The sequence below is a fragment of the Vulcanisaeta sp. JCM 16161 genome (genome assembly GCF_001316285.1).
The window spans coordinates 48,839-64,419 of the sequence record NZ_BBDO01000005.1 but is presented as its reverse complement, the minus strand read 5'-3'; the positions used below and the strand labels follow the sequence as shown (position 1 = coordinate 64,419).

Annotated in this window: 28 protein-coding genes and 2 pseudogenes; 18 read left to right on the top strand and 12 right to left on the bottom strand. The window is 47.7% G+C overall.

What is annotated here, in order from left to right; translation table 11 throughout:
• Positions 1-10 precede the first annotated feature (10 nt).
• Genes JCM16161_RS16700 through JCM16161_RS16685 form a run of 6 tightly spaced genes read left to right on the top strand, consistent with a single transcriptional unit; the run spans position 11 to position 1,501 of the window.
• Entirely contained in the window at positions 11-232 is a 222-nt protein-coding gene (locus JCM16161_RS16700) for a hypothetical protein (RefSeq protein ID WP_243670321.1), read from the top strand.
• Positions 233-241: 9 nt separating this feature from the next.
• Positions 242-436, top strand: a complete 195-nt coding sequence (locus tag JCM16161_RS16695) for a hypothetical protein (protein WP_243670320.1) — start codon at positions 242-244, stop codon at positions 434-436.
• Positions 436-786: a HEPN domain-containing protein gene (locus tag JCM16161_RS07260; RefSeq protein WP_054855442.1), complete on the top strand. Its 351-nt coding sequence runs from the start codon at positions 436-438 to the stop codon at positions 784-786. Before JCM16161_RS16695 ends, JCM16161_RS07260 begins: the two co-directional genes overlap by 1 nt.
• Positions 783-1,097 carry a nucleotidyltransferase domain-containing protein gene (locus JCM16161_RS07255; protein WP_243670319.1) on the top strand — a complete coding sequence of 105 codons (315 nt, stop codon included), beginning with the start codon at positions 783-785 and terminating at the stop codon, positions 1,095-1,097. Before JCM16161_RS07260 ends, JCM16161_RS07255 begins: the two co-directional genes overlap by 4 nt.
• Positions 1,098-1,142: 45 nt before the next feature.
• On the top strand, positions 1,143-1,328 hold the full coding sequence (locus JCM16161_RS16690; RefSeq protein WP_243670318.1) for a hypothetical protein: 186 nt from the start codon (positions 1,143-1,145) through the stop codon (positions 1,326-1,328).
• Positions 1,277-1,501, top strand: a complete 225-nt coding sequence (locus JCM16161_RS16685) for an aspartyl protease (RefSeq protein ID WP_243670317.1) — start codon at positions 1,277-1,279, stop codon at positions 1,499-1,501. The genes JCM16161_RS16690 and JCM16161_RS16685 overlap by 52 nt, the downstream gene beginning before the upstream one ends.
• Before the next feature lie 17 nt (positions 1,502-1,518).
• Here the strand turns inward: JCM16161_RS16685 and JCM16161_RS16680 are convergent, their stop codons facing one another.
• From JCM16161_RS16680 to JCM16161_RS07240, 3 genes are read right to left on the bottom strand one after another with little or no spacing between them, the layout of a single operon-like run.
• Positions 1,519-1,800, bottom strand: coding sequence for a hypothetical protein (locus tag JCM16161_RS16680; protein ID WP_243670316.1), 282 nt, complete (start codon positions 1,798-1,800; stop codon positions 1,519-1,521).
• On the bottom strand, positions 1,770-2,273 hold the full coding sequence (locus tag JCM16161_RS07245) for a hypothetical protein (RefSeq protein ID WP_243670315.1): 504 nt from the start codon (positions 2,271-2,273) through the stop codon (positions 1,770-1,772). The genes JCM16161_RS16680 and JCM16161_RS07245 overlap by 31 nt, the downstream gene beginning before the upstream one ends.
• Before the next feature lie 37 nt (positions 2,274-2,310).
• The gene (locus JCM16161_RS07240; RefSeq protein WP_243670314.1) at positions 2,311-2,856 is read right to left on the bottom strand and encodes a 30S ribosomal protein S4; all 546 of its coding nucleotides are present in this window, start codon (positions 2,854-2,856) and stop codon (positions 2,311-2,313) included.
• Between the two features lie 55 nt (positions 2,857-2,911).
• On the opposite strand from JCM16161_RS07240, the gene JCM16161_RS07235 reads away from it, so the two are divergent.
• The 4 genes and pseudogenes from JCM16161_RS07235 (at position 2,912) to rrp4 (ending at position 6,039) form a co-directional block, all read left to right on the top strand.
• Positions 2,912-3,781, top strand: a complete 870-nt coding sequence (locus JCM16161_RS07235; protein WP_054855440.1) for an ABC transporter ATP-binding protein — start codon at positions 2,912-2,914, stop codon at positions 3,779-3,781.
• On the top strand, positions 3,768-4,526 hold the full coding sequence (locus tag JCM16161_RS07230) for a hypothetical protein (protein WP_054855439.1): 759 nt from the start codon (positions 3,768-3,770) through the stop codon (positions 4,524-4,526). Before JCM16161_RS07235 ends, JCM16161_RS07230 begins: the two co-directional genes overlap by 14 nt.
• A 47-nt stretch (positions 4,527-4,573) precedes the next feature.
• Positions 4,574-5,271 (top strand): annotated as a pseudogene (locus JCM16161_RS07225) (ribosome assembly factor SBDS).
• Positions 5,272-5,472: 201 nt separating this feature from the next.
• Positions 5,473-6,039 (top strand): exosome complex RNA-binding protein Rrp4, encoded by a 567-nt coding sequence (gene rrp4, locus JCM16161_RS07220; protein WP_243670313.1) that lies wholly within the window; start codon positions 5,473-5,475, stop codon positions 6,037-6,039.
• Here the strand turns inward: rrp4 and JCM16161_RS07215 are convergent.
• A complete protein-coding gene (locus JCM16161_RS07215) occupies positions 5,992-6,903 on the bottom strand; it encodes an acyl-CoA thioesterase (RefSeq protein WP_243670312.1) in 912 nt (303 codons plus the stop codon). The two genes, rrp4 and JCM16161_RS07215, sit on opposite strands and share 48 nt — an antisense overlap.
• A complete protein-coding gene (locus JCM16161_RS16675) occupies positions 6,816-7,001 on the bottom strand; it encodes a hypothetical protein (RefSeq protein ID WP_243670311.1) in 186 nt (61 codons plus the stop codon). The genes JCM16161_RS07215 and JCM16161_RS16675 overlap by 88 nt, the downstream gene beginning before the upstream one ends.
• Positions 7,002-7,085: 84 nt before the next feature.
• Here JCM16161_RS16675 and JCM16161_RS07210 point away from each other — a divergent pair, with 84 nt between their 5' ends.
• A complete protein-coding gene (locus JCM16161_RS07210) occupies positions 7,086-7,601 on the top strand; it encodes a nicotinamide-nucleotide adenylyltransferase (RefSeq protein ID WP_054855438.1) in 516 nt (171 codons plus the stop codon).
• A gap of 136 nt (positions 7,602-7,737) precedes the next feature.
• Positions 7,738-7,872: a DNA-directed RNA polymerase subunit P gene (locus JCM16161_RS07205; protein ID WP_054855557.1), complete on the top strand. Its 135-nt coding sequence runs from the start codon at positions 7,738-7,740 to the stop codon at positions 7,870-7,872.
• A gap of 278 nt (positions 7,873-8,150) precedes the next feature.
• Here JCM16161_RS07205 and JCM16161_RS07200 read toward each other — a convergent pair whose 3' ends face one another.
• The 4 genes from JCM16161_RS07200 to JCM16161_RS16665 all read right to left on the bottom strand — a co-directional run bounded on the left by JCM16161_RS07200 (position 8,151) and on the right by JCM16161_RS16665 (position 10,483).
• Positions 8,151-8,933, bottom strand: a complete 783-nt coding sequence (locus JCM16161_RS07200) for an acetoin utilization protein AcuC (protein ID WP_243670310.1) — start codon at positions 8,931-8,933, stop codon at positions 8,151-8,153.
• Positions 8,934-9,016: 83 nt separating this feature from the next.
• Positions 9,017-9,916 carry a hypothetical protein gene (locus tag JCM16161_RS07195; protein WP_054855437.1) on the bottom strand — a complete coding sequence of 300 codons (900 nt, stop codon included), beginning with the start codon at positions 9,914-9,916 and terminating at the stop codon, positions 9,017-9,019.
• 103 nt (positions 9,917-10,019) lie between these two features.
• Positions 10,020-10,196, bottom strand: a complete 177-nt coding sequence (locus JCM16161_RS16670; RefSeq protein ID WP_243670309.1) for a hypothetical protein — start codon at positions 10,194-10,196, stop codon at positions 10,020-10,022.
• The gene (locus tag JCM16161_RS16665; protein ID WP_243670308.1) at positions 10,187-10,483 is read right to left on the bottom strand and encodes an HIT domain-containing protein; all 297 of its coding nucleotides are present in this window, start codon (positions 10,481-10,483) and stop codon (positions 10,187-10,189) included. Before JCM16161_RS16665 ends, JCM16161_RS16670 begins: the two co-directional genes overlap by 10 nt.
• Positions 10,484-10,583: 100 nt before the next feature.
• On the opposite strand from JCM16161_RS16665, the gene JCM16161_RS07185 reads away from it, so the two are divergent.
• From JCM16161_RS07185 to JCM16161_RS07175, 3 genes are read left to right on the top strand one after another with little or no spacing between them, the layout of a single operon-like run.
• Positions 10,584-10,856 carry a hypothetical protein gene (locus JCM16161_RS07185; RefSeq protein ID WP_054855556.1) on the top strand — a complete coding sequence of 91 codons (273 nt, stop codon included), beginning with the start codon at positions 10,584-10,586 and terminating at the stop codon, positions 10,854-10,856.
• A complete protein-coding gene (locus tag JCM16161_RS07180) occupies positions 10,828-11,265 on the top strand; it encodes an AAA family ATPase (RefSeq protein ID WP_054855436.1) in 438 nt (145 codons plus the stop codon). The genes JCM16161_RS07185 and JCM16161_RS07180 overlap by 29 nt, the downstream gene beginning before the upstream one ends.
• Positions 11,262-11,897 (top strand): ATP-binding protein, encoded by a 636-nt coding sequence (locus JCM16161_RS07175; protein WP_054855435.1) that lies wholly within the window; start codon positions 11,262-11,264, stop codon positions 11,895-11,897. The genes JCM16161_RS07180 and JCM16161_RS07175 overlap by 4 nt, the downstream gene beginning before the upstream one ends.
• Here the strand turns inward: JCM16161_RS07175 and JCM16161_RS16660 are convergent.
• On the bottom strand, positions 11,894-12,199 hold the full coding sequence (locus JCM16161_RS16660) for a hypothetical protein (protein WP_243670307.1): 306 nt from the start codon (positions 12,197-12,199) through the stop codon (positions 11,894-11,896). The genes JCM16161_RS07175 and JCM16161_RS16660 overlap by 4 nt on opposite strands.
• Positions 12,200-12,240: 41 nt before the next feature.
• Positions 12,241-13,077: a glycosyltransferase gene (locus tag JCM16161_RS07170; protein WP_243670306.1), complete on the bottom strand. Its 837-nt coding sequence runs from the start codon at positions 13,075-13,077 to the stop codon at positions 12,241-12,243.
• Between the two features lie 139 nt (positions 13,078-13,216).
• Between JCM16161_RS07170 and JCM16161_RS07165 the strand changes: the two genes are divergently transcribed.
• Together JCM16161_RS07165 and JCM16161_RS16655 are read left to right on the top strand one after the other, a co-directional pair.
• Complete coding sequence (locus JCM16161_RS07165; RefSeq protein ID WP_243670305.1) at positions 13,217-14,152, top strand: hypothetical protein; 936 nt, start codon at positions 13,217-13,219, stop codon at positions 14,150-14,152.
• Between the two features lie 8 nt (positions 14,153-14,160).
• The gene (locus tag JCM16161_RS16655; RefSeq protein ID WP_243670304.1) at positions 14,161-14,301 is read left to right on the top strand and encodes a hypothetical protein; all 141 of its coding nucleotides are present in this window, start codon (positions 14,161-14,163) and stop codon (positions 14,299-14,301) included.
• Between the two features lies 1 nt (position 14,302).
• Here JCM16161_RS16655 and JCM16161_RS07160 read toward each other — a convergent pair whose 3' ends face one another.
• The gene (locus JCM16161_RS07160; protein ID WP_054855434.1) at positions 14,303-14,770 is read right to left on the bottom strand and encodes a GNAT family N-acetyltransferase; all 468 of its coding nucleotides are present in this window, start codon (positions 14,768-14,770) and stop codon (positions 14,303-14,305) included.
• 65 nt (positions 14,771-14,835) lie between these two features.
• Between JCM16161_RS07160 and rrp41 the strand changes: the two are divergent.
• Positions 14,836-15,575, top strand: a pseudogene (gene rrp41, locus JCM16161_RS07155) (exosome complex exonuclease Rrp41).
• Positions 15,576-15,581 lie beyond the last annotated feature (6 nt).

The window sequence follows — 15,581 nt, the reverse complement described above, 5'->3', positions numbered from 1 at the left end:
TGATATCGAGGTGATTGGCAGTAAGGGAGTTGGCAGGTTCAGGGCATCTATGGATACGGGCGTCACGTATACTGTGGTTCCTCGGAAGGTTGCTAAGGAGCTTAGTATTGCCGGTATTGTTAGGCATGTTAGGATAATGATGGTGAGGGGCGAGACCATACTTGAGGAGGACGTGGTGGTTATTGGGTTGATGGATGAGGAGAGGACTAACGTGGCTTTGGTTGGTGATTAGATCGAGCAAGTGCTCATTGGGGTGACCATATTGGGAGTCTTCAGCCCGAGGATAGACCCAACCATGGGCGGCTGGAGAGGATGGGCGTGCTGCTCTTGGCCTTGCATCAATAGGTTTATTACCCTGTATGAGGAGGAATGTCTTGATAATTCCATGAGCATTGACGTTGCTGAGGATTTCATGAGGAGGCTGAGGAGTACCTAGTGGTTGCCAGGGTATCTTTTGAGAGGGGGTTTTACAACGCCGCGGCGGTTAATGCCGAGATAGCTGCCCAATTATCAATTAAGGCGTTACTCATAAAGCTCGGGATTGAGCCGCCAAGGACACACAACATTAGGTCATTACTGGGGCTCGTGGCTAATCAGTTAGGAGGTAGTGCCGGCGAGGAGATTAGGGCGTTTGTGAGCGGTAATCGTAGGGAATTAATAATACTAGAGGACTCAAGGAGCCTGGGACAGTATGGAATGCCCAGTGTCGATAGGGATAGGGCTGAGATTGCCCTAAGGATTGCCGAGTCCATTATCGAATTGGTGAGGAGGCTATGGAGCCTATGAGGAGGATTAGGCTGCTCAGGGATTGGAAGTCTTTAATTAATGAGGTTTCACCAATACTCAGGAGGTATGGCGTTGAGTGCTACGTCTTTGGCTCCGTGGTGATGGGTAGGGTCACGGGCTCAAGCGACGTGGACATCCTCCTGGTGATTGATGGTGGGGATCCACTGGATGTTAAGGTCAGGGTAATCGAGGAAATCGAGGATAGGTTTGGCGACTTGGCCTACTTATTCGATGTCAAGGTCGTTAATGCCAGGGATAGGGATAGGCCGCCGTACGCGTGGTTCCTGAGGAATGCCGTTAGGGTCTTTTAAGCGGACTAAAGGCTTATTAATTTAATCCACGGTGTTTGATTAGCCATGGGTGAGGTCTGGGTTAGAGCCAGGATTGGTTCGTTGGATGGTTCCGTAATTAAGGATGTAGATGCCCTAGTCGATACTGGGGCTACGGACACGGCGGTGCCAGGGAATTGGCCAATGAGTTGGGGTTGCCCATGTTCTATAGGGATGTTGCCGAGACCGCCAAGGGCGAGGTTGAGTATATAGCGAGTGCCGCATTGATAGAGGTTGAGGGCCTTAGGAAGGTTGTGCCCGTAATGGTGATTGATGGCTTGGATAAGGTCCTCATTGGTCAGACAACCCTAGAGACGCTAAACCTAGTTGTTGATCCGGTCACCGGCAGGTTGGTTAGGAAGAGGAGGGGGGCATTGCTGTATTAGCGCCGGGATTAGCGCATTCAGCACTGCCTTTGTTGTTCCTGCCCCTTCTGCGATTGCTGCGACTGTCTCCTAATGGCCTCGCCAACCATTATGCTCGCGTATATATGGAGCTTCCAGGCCTCTGGGTACTCACCGTACTCCCTAACCACCTTTCTGGCGAGTTCGCGGAGCTCGAGGGCCTCCTCGAGCGTTAATTCATCCTTATCAAGAAGCTCCTTAATCCTATCCCACTCCTCCTTACTAAGTGGATTGCCGGAGACGGCGAGCTTCATGACCCTCCTAGCCTCGTTACGAAGCATTGAGCCTTCTCAGCCCTCAACAAGCCCTCGGCAGCGAGGTACTCAACGAAGAACTCCTGGTAATCACTATATGCCTCAGCCAACCTATTAATCCTCGTATTAACCTGGTTGAATCTCTCATCAACGTAGTTCTTCAATTCACTAATTCTTGAGTCTATGTAACCCTTCAATTCATTAATCCTCAAATCAACATAACCCTTAAGCTCACCAAACCTGGTGTCAACGTAGTTTTTAAGGTCCTTTTCTAACTTATCGAATCTTTCATCGATTTCCTCGAATCTCTTGTCGATTTGCCTGAACCTCTCGTCGACCTGCCTAAACCTCTCATCAATTTGTTTGAACCTCTCGTCAATCTGCTGGAACCTCATGTCAATCTCCCTAAACTTACCACCAAGCCAATAAAGCGTCGTACCCAGAATAGTCACTATGGTAACTATAGGCCCAACAATGCCTAGGATTAATGATATATCCATTTAGTGCATGTTCAATGGGCTTAAATAAAAACCTTCCTTAGGCAGGTTGACCTTGCTGCGCCTGTTGTGGCTGTGCCATCAGCCTCTTTAATATTGGGCTTGTTATTGCGTAGGTCACCCTGTCCTCAAGCTCCCTAGGCACGAGGTAGCCCGGCGACTTGACCACCCTACCATCAACCGCTATGTGGCCGTGGGTCACCAACTGCCTTGCCTCGTAAATAGTCTTGGCAAGGCCCTTCCTATAGACTATTGTCTGGAGCCTCCTATCCAGTATTGCCCTAACATCCAGTGATAACACCGCGTCGAGTGGTATATCCTGCTCTGGTATGAACCCGGCCTTGAAAAGCCTCGCCTTAAACTCTGTCTCTAGCTTTGCCCTCTGCTCAGCGGGCATTGAGAGCAGTGACCTTGCCCTATGCTTTATCTCCCTGAGTATCGTCTTCGCAAGCCAAAGCTCCCTCTTATTCCTGAGCCCATACTCACCAATTAGCCTAAGCTCCTCCTCAAGTAATTGCCTATTCCAAAGCCTCCTTGGCTTACCGCTAGGTACTTCTTCCTTGACTTCCTTGGATCGCCCATTCAAACGGCATATGCATAGAACCCTTTTTAAATTTGAGGTCCCTCAACAAGCCATGTAAATGCAGGCAATAATGGTTAGGGGATTAAGAAGGAGCTTTGGAACTAAGGAGGTTTTGAGGGGTATAGACCTTGACGTTGATTATGGCGTGATAGCCACATTGCTGGGCCCGAACGGTGCCGGTAAGACGACGCTAATTAGGATATTAACGACGGAGTTAATGCCGCATGATGGCGAGGCCTACGTAGCGGGCTTCAACGTCGTTAACCAGGCCTCTGAGGTTAGGCGTAGGATTGCCGTGATTCCACAGGACTCCAAGCCCATATCCTATATGACTCCCTACGAGTTCGTCTACTCATACCTATTACTCCGCGGCCTATCGAGGGGTGACGCCAAGGAGGCTGCCAAGGAATCACTCGAGGAGCTCGGCCTGTGGGATCTTAGGAACACGCCCATTTACCAATTATCTGGCGGCATGGCTAGGAGGGTCTTGGTTGCCGCGGTGCTCGCGTCGAATGCCGAGGTCGTATTCCTCGACGAACCAACGGTGGGTCTTGACGCCGCATCTCGGCGGGTTGTTTGGAATTCGCTGCGGCGTTATAGCAGTAGTGGTGCCTCCATATTCCTAACGACGCATTATATTGAGGAGGCTGAGCAGATATCGGATGTTGTTTTCCTAATTGATAATGGCCTAATAGTATCGCGCGGCAGGCCAAGTGAGCTTGTTGAGAGGTTGCCTGGTAAGTACGTTGTTGAGTACCCAGCATCCATGAGCAATGGCCCATGCATTCGGGTTGGCTCTTCATGCTTCTCCTTCGTGAATTCCCTGGATGAGGTTGGTAATGGCGCCCTTAGGGTCTCGCCTAAGTCCCTGGAGCACTATGTGCTTGTAACCATTAAGTCCTGGGGTGAGGGGGATGAGGAGGGTTAGTGGTGGTTTAGGCCATCAGTTAAGGGCTATCCTGGTGCTTGCCTGGCTCAATGGGTTACTGCCGATACTTAGGTCGCCTCTTTGGACTGTATCCACCCTGGCAATGCCTATTTCCCTGTTAATACTGCTCACAGTGCTTTACCGGGGCGTTGGCATGGTAATGGGTATCGTTGGAGGACTCGTCTGGACAATGTTGTCTAGCGGTACGGCCTTAATCGGGGATGCCGCGTATTATAGGCTTGAGCTTAAGTTCCAGCAGATGATTGTGGCCACGCCAACAAGCCCACTGGCCTACACCATCGGCCTTGCACTTAGTGAGGTCATATTCACATTGCCTGGTATTGCCCTGTTCGCAGTATTGATGGTTTTCAATACCACCGTTAATCCATGGGGATCCCTCGAGATTGCCACGTCATTAATACTGCTTTGGTACGCCATTTCCTCCATAGCCTTTTACTCATCAACACTATTCACCTACATTAGGTATACCTGGGCCGTCGTTAGCCTACTGACACTCTCGCTCGGTGTGCTACCACCGGTTTATTACCCAGCGACCTACCTGGGCAGCGCCTGGTGGGTTGCATACTTAGTGCCGACATCCGCCACGGCCATGGTTATACAAAACGCTGTTGGGGTAACGCATTACTCCATGCTGCAGATAGGCGCTGCGTACATCTCCAACACCGCTTGGTGCATTGCCGGTACGTTACTTACCCTGAGGGTCGCCAGGTGGAGGACTCCGTAGGCTATGTGTGGAAGAATTAAAAATTCTCCTGCATAGGGTTAAGTGATATGAGTAAGAGGAATTACGTGATTGCTAGGTATGAGAAGGATGGCTACGTCTTTGAGATACTCGTTGACCCAGATGCGGCCCTTGAAATGAGGCTTGGTAAGCCTATTAGTATTGATAAGGTCTTGATAACGGACACGATATATAAGGACGCAAGGAAGGGCCTTAGGGCGAGTGAGGAGTCGTTAATGAGGGTTTTCAAGACGACTGACCCTAGGAAGGTGGCCGAGTTCATTGTTAAGAACGGCGAGTTACCACTCACGGCCGATCAGAGGAGGAGACTCATTGAGCAAAAGAGGAAGCAGATAATTGATTGGATTAGTAGGAATTGCATAGACACCAGGACCAGGACCCCGGTGCCTCCGCAGAGGGTTGAGGCTGCGATGCAGCAGGTCGATGTTGCGATAGACCCATTTAAGCCCGTTGAGGAGCAGGTAAACGCCATAATAAAGGCCCTGCAGAAGGTCCTGCCTCTCAAGGTGGCCGTTAGCGTCCTCGAGATTAGGCCCCAGCCGAACATGCACATAAGGTTAGAAATACACTGTCGAGGATGGGTAGGGTGGTTAAGGAGAGGTTTGAGGGTGATGGGTCACTGGTGATGCAGCTCGAGGTCCCTGCTGGGCTTCAGGACACGATAATTGCCAAGGTTAATGAGTTGACCCACGGTTCTGGGGATGTTAAGATTATTTCCACGTCATAATGGCTGGCTTGGGATTAAAAATAAATTGGGGAAATCACAGGGTATCTTGATTATGCCGCTGTACGTAAGCGACAAGCAGATTGTACTGCCTGGGGACGCCGTAGCTACAAGGGATTACAACGTTAGCGGTAGTATTTACTGGGATGGTGATGTGGCCTACTCGGCGGTTGTCGGCTCATAAACATTAGAGGTGAGAGAGACGTGGAGGTTATACCACTTAGTGGTATTTATAAGCCTAGGGTCGGGGACATAGTCATTGGTTATGTGGTTGATATTGGACTCACTGGTTGGGTCATTGACATTAAATCTCCATACTCGGCATACCTACCTGTGCAGGAGGCCACGCTTAAGCCCATTGATTTAACCACCGTTGACCTGAAGAGTTTATTGGGTATTGGCGATATCGTGCTCGCCAGGATAATAGACTTCAACTTAACTAAGGATTACCCAGTGACATTGACACTTAAAGAGGCTAGGCTTGGTAGGATTGAGGGTGGTACTCTTGTCGAGATTGATGCGAGCAAGGTGGCTAGGGTAATTGGTAGGAGGGGCTCAATGGTTAGTATATTTAGTGAGGAGCTTAATTGTGACGTGACCGTCGGGCAGAACGGTAGGGTTTGGATTAGGTGTAAGGATCCTGGGGATGAATCATTCGTTGCGAGGGTCATAAAGCTAATAGAGCGCGAGAGCCACACGAGTGGGTTAACTGATAGGGTTAGGTCAATCGTGACCCAGTACAGGGCTAGGAAAGCCGCCGTTAAGTCCTAGGCTTAGCCACATCCTCTTAATCCTTGCTAATTCCTCATCCCTAACCTGCCTTCTCCTCTCACCCTCAGCGAATAACCTCCTCTCATAGTCATTACTAGGGACGTACTCAGGAACGGGCGCTGGCCTGCCACTACTGTCAACGTGGATGTATGTGTAGTATGCCGTGCATACATGCCTAGCCTGTCCATAGGTGCCCTCGGCAATTACATCAAGCATTATCTCCATCGATGACTTACCAACGTAAGTAATACCAGCCCTCACGGTGACTATATCCCCAACCCTAATTGGCGCGTAGAATGCCGTCTCGTCCACGGAGCCCGTCACGGCGGCGCCGCCTGAGTATCTAGCCGCGAGTAGGCCCGCTATTTCGTCAAGCCAGGCCAATAACCTACCACCGGACACTAGGTTACCAACAAAGGCGTCTGACGGCGTTGCCCAGCGACTAGACTCAACACGCCACCTAAGTCCCTTGGTTGGGTCTGTCAGGTCAAACCTCTTGAACTTTCTATCCTCAATTTTTCTCTTCCTCTCCTCATACCTCATCCTGGCCTCCTCATAGAGTTGTTTCTCATCCTCTGTAGGCTCAAGCACGTTGTTTATGGGTCTTGGGACGCCGTACTCATCGACGGCCACATAGGATGCTGTAGTCATTGTCACTAATTCCTGCTTGCCACCAGGGCTTTCTTTCCACGCCTCTATCCTCACCTCCATCGACGATGTGCCCACGTACTCAACCCTCGCCTTAAGTATTACGAACTCTCCAAGCCTGACAGGCCTTATGAAGAAGTGCCTGTCCAGGTATGCAAGGACTGCGGGGCCCTTGAAAATCGCGTGGCGGCTACCGTGCCTATGTTCGCCATCCACTCAAGCATTCTACCACCAAATAAATTGCCCAGGGAGTTAATGTCGAATGGTTGAACGGCCTCGATAAGAACCACCTCGGTATCCTTAATGCTAACCATACTAATCACGTCTCTAACGCATTAATTTAAGCATAATTATTCCCTGGGAAATAGATAAAATGACCCGGAATTAATTAATACTGTATGGTTAGGGCATTATTCGTTGGCAGGTTTCAACCATTACATAGGGGTCATGAGGAGGTGATTAAGTGGTTGTTGAGTAAGCATGATGAGTTGGTCATCGCCATTGGGTCTGCTAATGAATCATTTACGCCGAGGAATCCATTCACCGTTGGTGAGAGGATTGAGATGCTTTACTCGATGCTTAAGGAGTTGAACCTAATTGATAGGGTCCTTTACTGCGCCGTACCCGACACGAAGGGTGATTCAGCGCTGTGGTATGCGTATGTCCATGAGCAGTGCCCTTCATTTGACGTGGCATACACAAATGATGAATTCACGAGGCTGTGCCTTGAGTATGGTGGTGTCAAGGTATTAAATACGCCACTCTTTAATAAGGAGGTTTACAGTGGTACGAGGATTAGGGAGTTGATGGCCATGGGTGATAAGTCGTGGCAGAGCCTTGTGGCAACGGGGGTATTGCCAGTATTGAGTAGGATTAATGCCGAGGACAGGGTGAGGAGGATAATGCAAAAATAATTTAAGGGGCTTACTTCATCGAATCGGCGTGAGTGAGGAATTCTTTGAAGAGGGTGGTGAGGAGGAACAGACAAAGACGTTAGGTGAGGGAGGTGGTGAGGAGACGACGGGCGAGGCTGCTGGTCGAAAAATATACATGTGCCTTAGGTGCGGCAGGATATTCTCACTTGAGGACATGATAACGCCTGGTGTGCACTGCCCATACTGTGGCTATAGGATCATTGTTAAGATAAGGTCATTCCAGACGAAGAGGATATCACACATTGAGTAAGGGTCATAGGCCGAATTTCTGCTTCACAGCATCAACTATGTATAATGCCTCCTCATAGTAACGTTCTGGGGTCCTCGTTGGCTCCTTATCGAAGTAGTTTGGGTATTGATTGAGTTTGGTGGGGTCCGTGAGGAATACCGTGGCTAGGAACCAGGTCTTAACGGTGTTCCAAACGTCGTAGCCCCCACCTCCCGTTAGGACTAACCTACCGCCAGCGTACTTATGGGCAATATCATGAACCGCATTAAGTACCTTGAGGTATGACTCTGTGGTTAGATCTAGGATCCAAGCTCATCGCCCGTGTGGGCATCAACACCAAATTGAAGCACTAGGAATTCAGGTGAGTACCTATCGAGCATGGGCTTTATTATTTCGTCAATCACCATGGAGTATATGTCATCACCCGTGTGGGGCGGTAATGGTATATTCACCTTAAGACCCTTACCCGCACCCACGCCATCCTCATCAATCCAGCCAGTACCTGGGTAAAATCGACCGTCATAACCATGCGTTGATATTAAAAGGACATCTTCACTATCAAAGACTGCTTGTGTGCCGTCGGCATGGTGAACATCAACATCAACAACGGCCACACGCCTAACGCCATGGCTCCTAAGCCACTTAACGGCTATGGCGATATCATTATACACACAGAATCCCGCCGCCTCGCTTGGCTTGGCATGGTGAAAGCCGCCGCCTGGGTTGAAACCATGGACGTACTTACCCTCATTGACGAGTTTAGTGACGAGCAACGTACCACCAACCCTAATAGCCGCGGCCTCATGCACACCCCTAAAGGCTGGCGTATCTCCATAGTCCAGGTAACCAACACCATTAATACTTGCATTCTTGACATAGTCTATGTAATCCCTTGTATGAACAAGCATTAACTCCTCATCAGACGCAGGTTCAGGCTCTACCAAATCAACGTGGGAGCCCAGTAGGCCGTGCTCCCTAAGCAACTCAACCAATTGCCTCTCTCTATATGGCTTAAATGGGTGCCATGGGCCAAAATTATAATCCAAGTACCTATTCGAGTACGCAAGCACGAGTTTCTCCATAATCTAATTATGTAAAGCTAGAGAATAATAAGTCTTATTTTTTTATTAAGTAATTATTTATTATCTAGGTAAAGATCAGGGAGTCATTGAAGATGAATCTCTGAAATCTCAACATCGAAGTAATGCTCAATTAGATTATTATCTATTAATGCATTTAGCAGTGATTGGGATTTATTGTTGGCCCTAATAATTAATTTGTCCCCATCAATACCCACTAGAAAGCCGTGAAGTTTGAGTATATTGGATATATTATCGATATCGCCATGAACCCTAACCACGACCTCAAGGGGCTTACTCTCCTGCGCCCTGGTGCTATGCTCCTTAATTAATTGAATAACCCAATTGGCTATTTCACGTGGCTCGGCGTCCTCAGGCACTGATAGCAATATTGTGGGGTAGCTCTCAAAGGAGAAGTGATGGGTGAAGTCAGCTGGGTCTGAGCTAACGGTGTTATAATCATCGATTCTTATTGGTTCTGGGGTCGCTATTGACCACTTCTCAGAGCTTACAAGCATAACTATGAGCTCTGGATTCACCTCATGCACGAAATTATGAAGTTTAATTGAGTATCTACTTCTAAGTGTTAATGCGTCGTACCTTACGGGAATGCCCTCATCGTCCATTGAGTAGAATGAGCTCCTGCCTCGAATCACATCCCATGAGTTAAATGGCCATGGATTTGCCATGGGTATTACCCTGATTGTCCATTTACTTAACTGCGATGCGCTGAATGTTGGTATTGAGTATACATGGTTCATGCACCTATTAAGTAGCATGTAGATCAACGTATTGCTTATCCTGTAGTCATTTATTGAGAAGCCGGTCACTACGAGTATCTGCCTAACCCCAGTGCCCATCGTCAATACTGGGAATTCCCTATTAGTTACTGATCCGCATTTAAGGGATTCCATTAGTGAGTGCACGTACTTGGGCGTGACTATGTCCGTGAGTAATGCCCTTAATGGCTCACCTGTAAATGGCACATTGATTCATTAGCTAGGCGTTTATAAAAAGTACATCTATGGATCGGTCATTTACGCATTCACGCCATGGCGCAAAACCATTTTATAAACACCGATGACGGCATTACCCAATAAATTGAGGAACTAACTCCCTAAGCCTAGCCGCTATTTCCCTGGTTCTCTTCATTACGAACTCAGGGTCCACCGATTCGAACGACACCACCGAGGGTTTAGGGACGACGTGTATGTGCATGTGTTCCTCAATACCCGCGCCAGCCACCCTCCCGATGTTTATGCCCACGTTGAAATCTCCATAACCAATACCGAGGACCTTGCTAACGCCTTAATAATGGCCATTAAAAGCACCCCACACTCACTTAATTCATCGGTGCCTAGGTCTGTTATTGATGGCACATGCCTATTGGGCACTATCATTACGTGACCAATATTGTATGGGTACTTATTCATAACAATGAAGCACCGCCTACCCCTGTAAACCACCAATCCATCATCATTACCACGTAGGTAGCGCACAGCGCGCATTCGCCGCCTTTGTTGTTTGTTGATTTTATGTAGGTCCATCGCCATGGCGTGAAGACAACCTCCATTTAGGCACATGCGCATTCCAATTAATAAAAGGCTTACCAGGTGGAAAGGTATTTTACCTTAAATATAAGTAATGATTCTAATGACTAGGATATTGCATGTTAAGAAGTTCATACCACTCAATGTGAGTGTTGGTCAGTTAGTCAGGGGTGTTGAATTTGACGTTGCATTGAATAGGCTTGATGAATCGTTAAATAAGGCACTTAATGAGTTAAGTAGTATTGCTGGTTCACGCAATATTAGGCAGGTCGGTATTAACATCAGCAATGTAAGCCTTGGTAATGTCAGCGGAATATTAATAATAGCCTACGCATTGGTTGATGAGGATGACGAGACTCGTAAGGGCGGTGGTTAAGGGTTTCAAGGGCTTGGGTAGGGGTTTGACCATAGACTTTGACGGTAATACGGTAATCGTAGGCCCCAGTGGGTCAGGGAAGACGAGCCTAATGGAGGCCCTAGCCCTACTAATGCAGAGTAGGGGTGAGGAGTGGCTCGTCCTCGAGGGAAACCTACTAATTATTCACGAGCCCGAGGACCTAGCCTATGGGTTAGACCCCGGTGAGGTTATAACGATTGGTGTTTATTACGAGGTTGATGAGGATGGGGAAAAACTTGGACGTAGTATTGGTCTTGAGTTGAGCAGGGGCTCCATCATTGGTTATCACTATAGTTTTAGGCTGAGGGATTATTGGGTTCGCCAGGAACTATATCTTAACAATGAGTTGGTTGCTGCTGTCGAGAAGGTTGGTAATGAGGGTTCATGAAACACCCAGTGGATGCTAAGCTTTGCATCGCGCCAACCCACGTGATGCATGAGGATGCGTTCATTGCGTGTGATGGGGATGCATCGAGGAAGGCGTATTCCCTAGCGTTCATTCTAAGGAACATGCTTAAGAACAAGTTTTACTACCTTGGTGAGGGCAGGGTTTGTTGGTGGAAGAGGGATTATGAAACCACCGTTGACCTACCAAACAATTCAGTGGGATCTGACGGGCAGTATACCGTGCATCAACTCTCCGTGATACAGACAAGGCCTGAGTATGAGGGCGTTTATAATGAGTTGATTGGGTTAGTAAATGAGCTTGGTATAGAGGGTGTTAAAGCAGGTTTCACGGCTCCAAAGAGGGTTTCAGGGTATATAAAGGTTGGTGGTAAGTGGGTCCCCATGTTCCACGCAGGTCTTAAGATGAGAGCCTTACTGCCAATACTCGTTCAGTTAATACTTACACCACCGGGCTCAGTATTGCTCATAGATAGTGTTGACCTAGGGCTTACGTACGACGAGTTAAATACCGTGGTTAATATAATTGATAGAATCGCCAGGAGGGTTGGGTATCAAGTGGTGATGAGTAGTAAGGTGGCGCCAATAGCTAATGTTAGGGTTGTGGGTATTTAACGGGTCGTCTTCAACCAGTTATTAACCGGCACTAACGGTGATGTTATCGTTACCGTACCAAGCAACAACCAGTAGGCTGGTAATAGTATGATTGCCCTGCCCATGTTCATACTCTCACTTATGAAATCACGCATTAGGTAGAGAACCACGACCTCCGATATAGCCATTGCAAGTATTAATTGGTAGAGGGATCCCAGCGTGAACACCCTGACTATCACCGCCATGTACGCGACAGCCATAAAGCCTATGACGGAAACCAGCAATAATGCCGAGGGCAGCGCTATTAATACGTATAGCGCCAATACCCTGAGGGCGTAATCCAGTTGAATCCCCTGCCTAAGTATTAAAACGAAGTCTGGGCATAGCCCCTATTCCACCTAATCCTCTGCCTTATGAAGCTAATTATATTCACAGGCGCCAACTCATACACGTAGGAGTCAAGAAGCCCCACCGAGTATCCGCGGCTTGATAGCTTCAACGATAATAATGCATCCTCAGCCATGCTCTGCGGTATTGAGTCAACAACGTCCTTCCTTATGAAGAGACCCTCACCAGACAAGGGCGTTATCTTAATCGTAGACCTCAGGAATGGTATCACCGCGTTATACCAAACTATTGACTCCAGGTACATTAAACCACCAAGTACACTGCTCCTAAACCTATACACCCTGGTGCCCACGGCTGCGTAATTCCTCTCCATCAATAGGAGAACTGCATTAAGCACTTGATCACTTGGGAATACGTCATCAGCATCGTAAAAGCCGACTATCGAGCCCCCCGCGTGTTTCATCGCGGTGTTCATCGCCACGGCCTTAAGCCTACGTCCAGTGTTCTCATTAATAATCATCTTAATGTTGAGCGAGCTCAGGAACTTCTCCGCAGCCTTTAATGCTTCATTGAGTGTGTGCGTGTCGTCCTTATCAACGACTATTAAGACCTCGAGGAGGTTCCTGGGGTAGTTCTGTGATGATATGCTGTCGAGTGTCTTCTCAATACTTTGTCTCTTCTCCTTATAGACGGGTAATATGATTGAGACCTTTGGTAAATTCTCAACCTGTGTATTATTTAATGAGGGCTTCTCATATGCGTGAACCCTCCTTGAAACTAGGTATTGTATTGCCCATAATGATGTACCCATTATTATTAGTATCTCTAATATCGTGACCGCACCAATTGCCATATTACGAATATATAAATTTAAGTCATTTAAAGCATTTTTATCCACAGTGCATTGGCATTATGAACCGCTAACATTACAGTGGGTATTACAGCTATGGTTAGAATGAGTGCTTTAAATATTGGCGGGTCATTGATAGGCTGTGGACCTAAGCATTAGGATTATTCAGGAGAGTGATGAGTATCAGGTAATTATTGAGGGCGATGGGGTAACACGCATTCTTAAGGCTAAGTCCATTAATGAACTCATTAATTCATTAGGTACTGAAATTAAGGACTTATTGACGATTAGGGAAAGCGATGATGCCCTAAAGTCGAGCCCGTGCACCCTGAGGGGTTGGTACATTAGGTTACCAATCAGTAAGTTACTCGACATAATCGCATTCCTGGTAAGGAATAGGCAGGGTGACGATACGGAGGGCATAATGAAGTACCTGGACTCCCATGGACTTAGTAGATCGAATTATAGGGTTATCATACCGACATTGTCGGCGTTGGGTCTTTGGAAGCAGGGTAGATTGACGAGGGAGGCCGAGGAGTTGGGTAAGGCCGTAATTAGTGGTAGCCCTGAACTACCCAACCTACTGTATAAAATAGTCAGTAGGAACTGCGTGTTGAGGAAGGTTATTGAGAAGTTGGCTGAGGGTTTACCGATAGATGATGCGATAAAGCTCCTGGGTCTCACGAGGAGGGATGAGATCAATTACACGAGTAATTTGCTGGAGATCATAATGGGCAGTGACGAGTTTAGGTGCCTTCAATACTCGAAGGCATTAGATAATTACCTGAGGAATGGTGGGTGCTTCATGGCGATTGACTTACCCAAAGGCTGTGTGCTGAATCAAATAATTACAATATTTAATTATTTAGTAAGTAATAGGGGCTTTCACTTAATGAACCTTCTCAGTGATGTTGATGTTACGATAAACCTAAGCCTAATTAATACCCAGCCAATTAATGACTACGCATTGATAATCCAGGGTGGTAAGCCAATAGGCGCCCTAATAGGCGATGTTATAACCACCAATAGTAATTATGCGCCTAGAGCTAGGGAGACTGTGGATAGCTTGAGCCCATAGCTATGAAGGTGATTAAGACTGAAAACCTTATGTTTAGTATGATCATTGTGCCCATTATTATAATGGATGAGTGCCCCAGGATGAAGGTCTATGCAATGGTTGGTAATAAAATGGGAGATTGGATTGCGAGGGTTTTTGACCTACCCTGACCTAGGTCTCCCTCGCGTAAATACTGACGAGTGACCTAAACCCCATCTTATTATAGAAGTTCACGGCTATTTGATTCTGCGTTGGGAACTCAGCAGTTATTAACTGGGCACCCCTCTCACGGAGTATTGCTATGGCCCTCTCCAGCATCATCCTACCCAACCCCTTACGCCTATACTCAGGCATTACGTAGAAGTCCACAATGGCACCCTCAATACTTGGTGAGTAGAATAATCTCTCCCTAATGTCCGCCTTCAACACACCAACAATCTTCCCCATATCCTCAGCAACAAGTATTAGGTGGTTCTTGTTGTCACGCAATGCGTTCATTAAGTAATCCCTGGCACGCTCTGCGCAGTCATTCCTTGCACTAAATAATGGATCGAACTCGCTGTTTAGCCTTTTCAACCTAACAACCAAATCAACCAGTGCATCCACGTCGTTCTCCCGGGCCTCCCTAATCGTGACCATACAAGTAATTAAAGAAGCCCCACCCTTAAAAATGCTTTTATACCAAAAGTTAATAACCGAACCCAATGGGTAAGCAACCCCCAGTGCCATTACTTATTAATGGTAAGAGGAGCGATGGCAGGCTACCAAATGAGCATAGGCCGGTCAGGATGGAGGTCGCGTGATAAATAACGCCGAGGGTAGTGCGTTAGTTGCCTATGGTAATACCGTGATACTCGCCGCGGTTTATGGACCGAGGGAAGTACCGCAGAAACACCTTGAGCTGCCTGACAAGGCCATATTAAGGGTTAGGTATCACATGGCTCCCTTCAGCACCTCTGAGGGTAGGAAGAGCCCAACGCCATCCAGGAGGGAGATAGAGATTTCTAAGGTGATTAGGACGGCATTGGAGCCCGTGGTTATCCTCGAGAGGTTTCCAAGGACCACGATTGATGTTTACATCGAGGTTCTCCAGGCCGATGGTAGTACCAGGGTCACGGGCATAACCGCGGCCTCATTGGCATTAGCCGATGCTGGAATACCAATGAGGGATTTATTGGTTGGCGTCTCCATAGGTAAGGTCTCTGGGACCATAGTCGTCGACCTTAATCAACTTGAGGATCAGTATGGTGAAGGCGACATGCCCCTAGCCATAATGTATGGCCGTGGATTAATAACACTAATGCAGGCTGATGGTGAGTGGACACCCGCCGAGGTTAACCAGGCGCTTGACCTTGCCTTTAAGGCTGCTGAGCAGATTTATAGGTTAGAGAAGGAGACTCTTAGGAGTAGGTATGTTGAACCGTCAATGACACTGATAGTTTAACCTCAA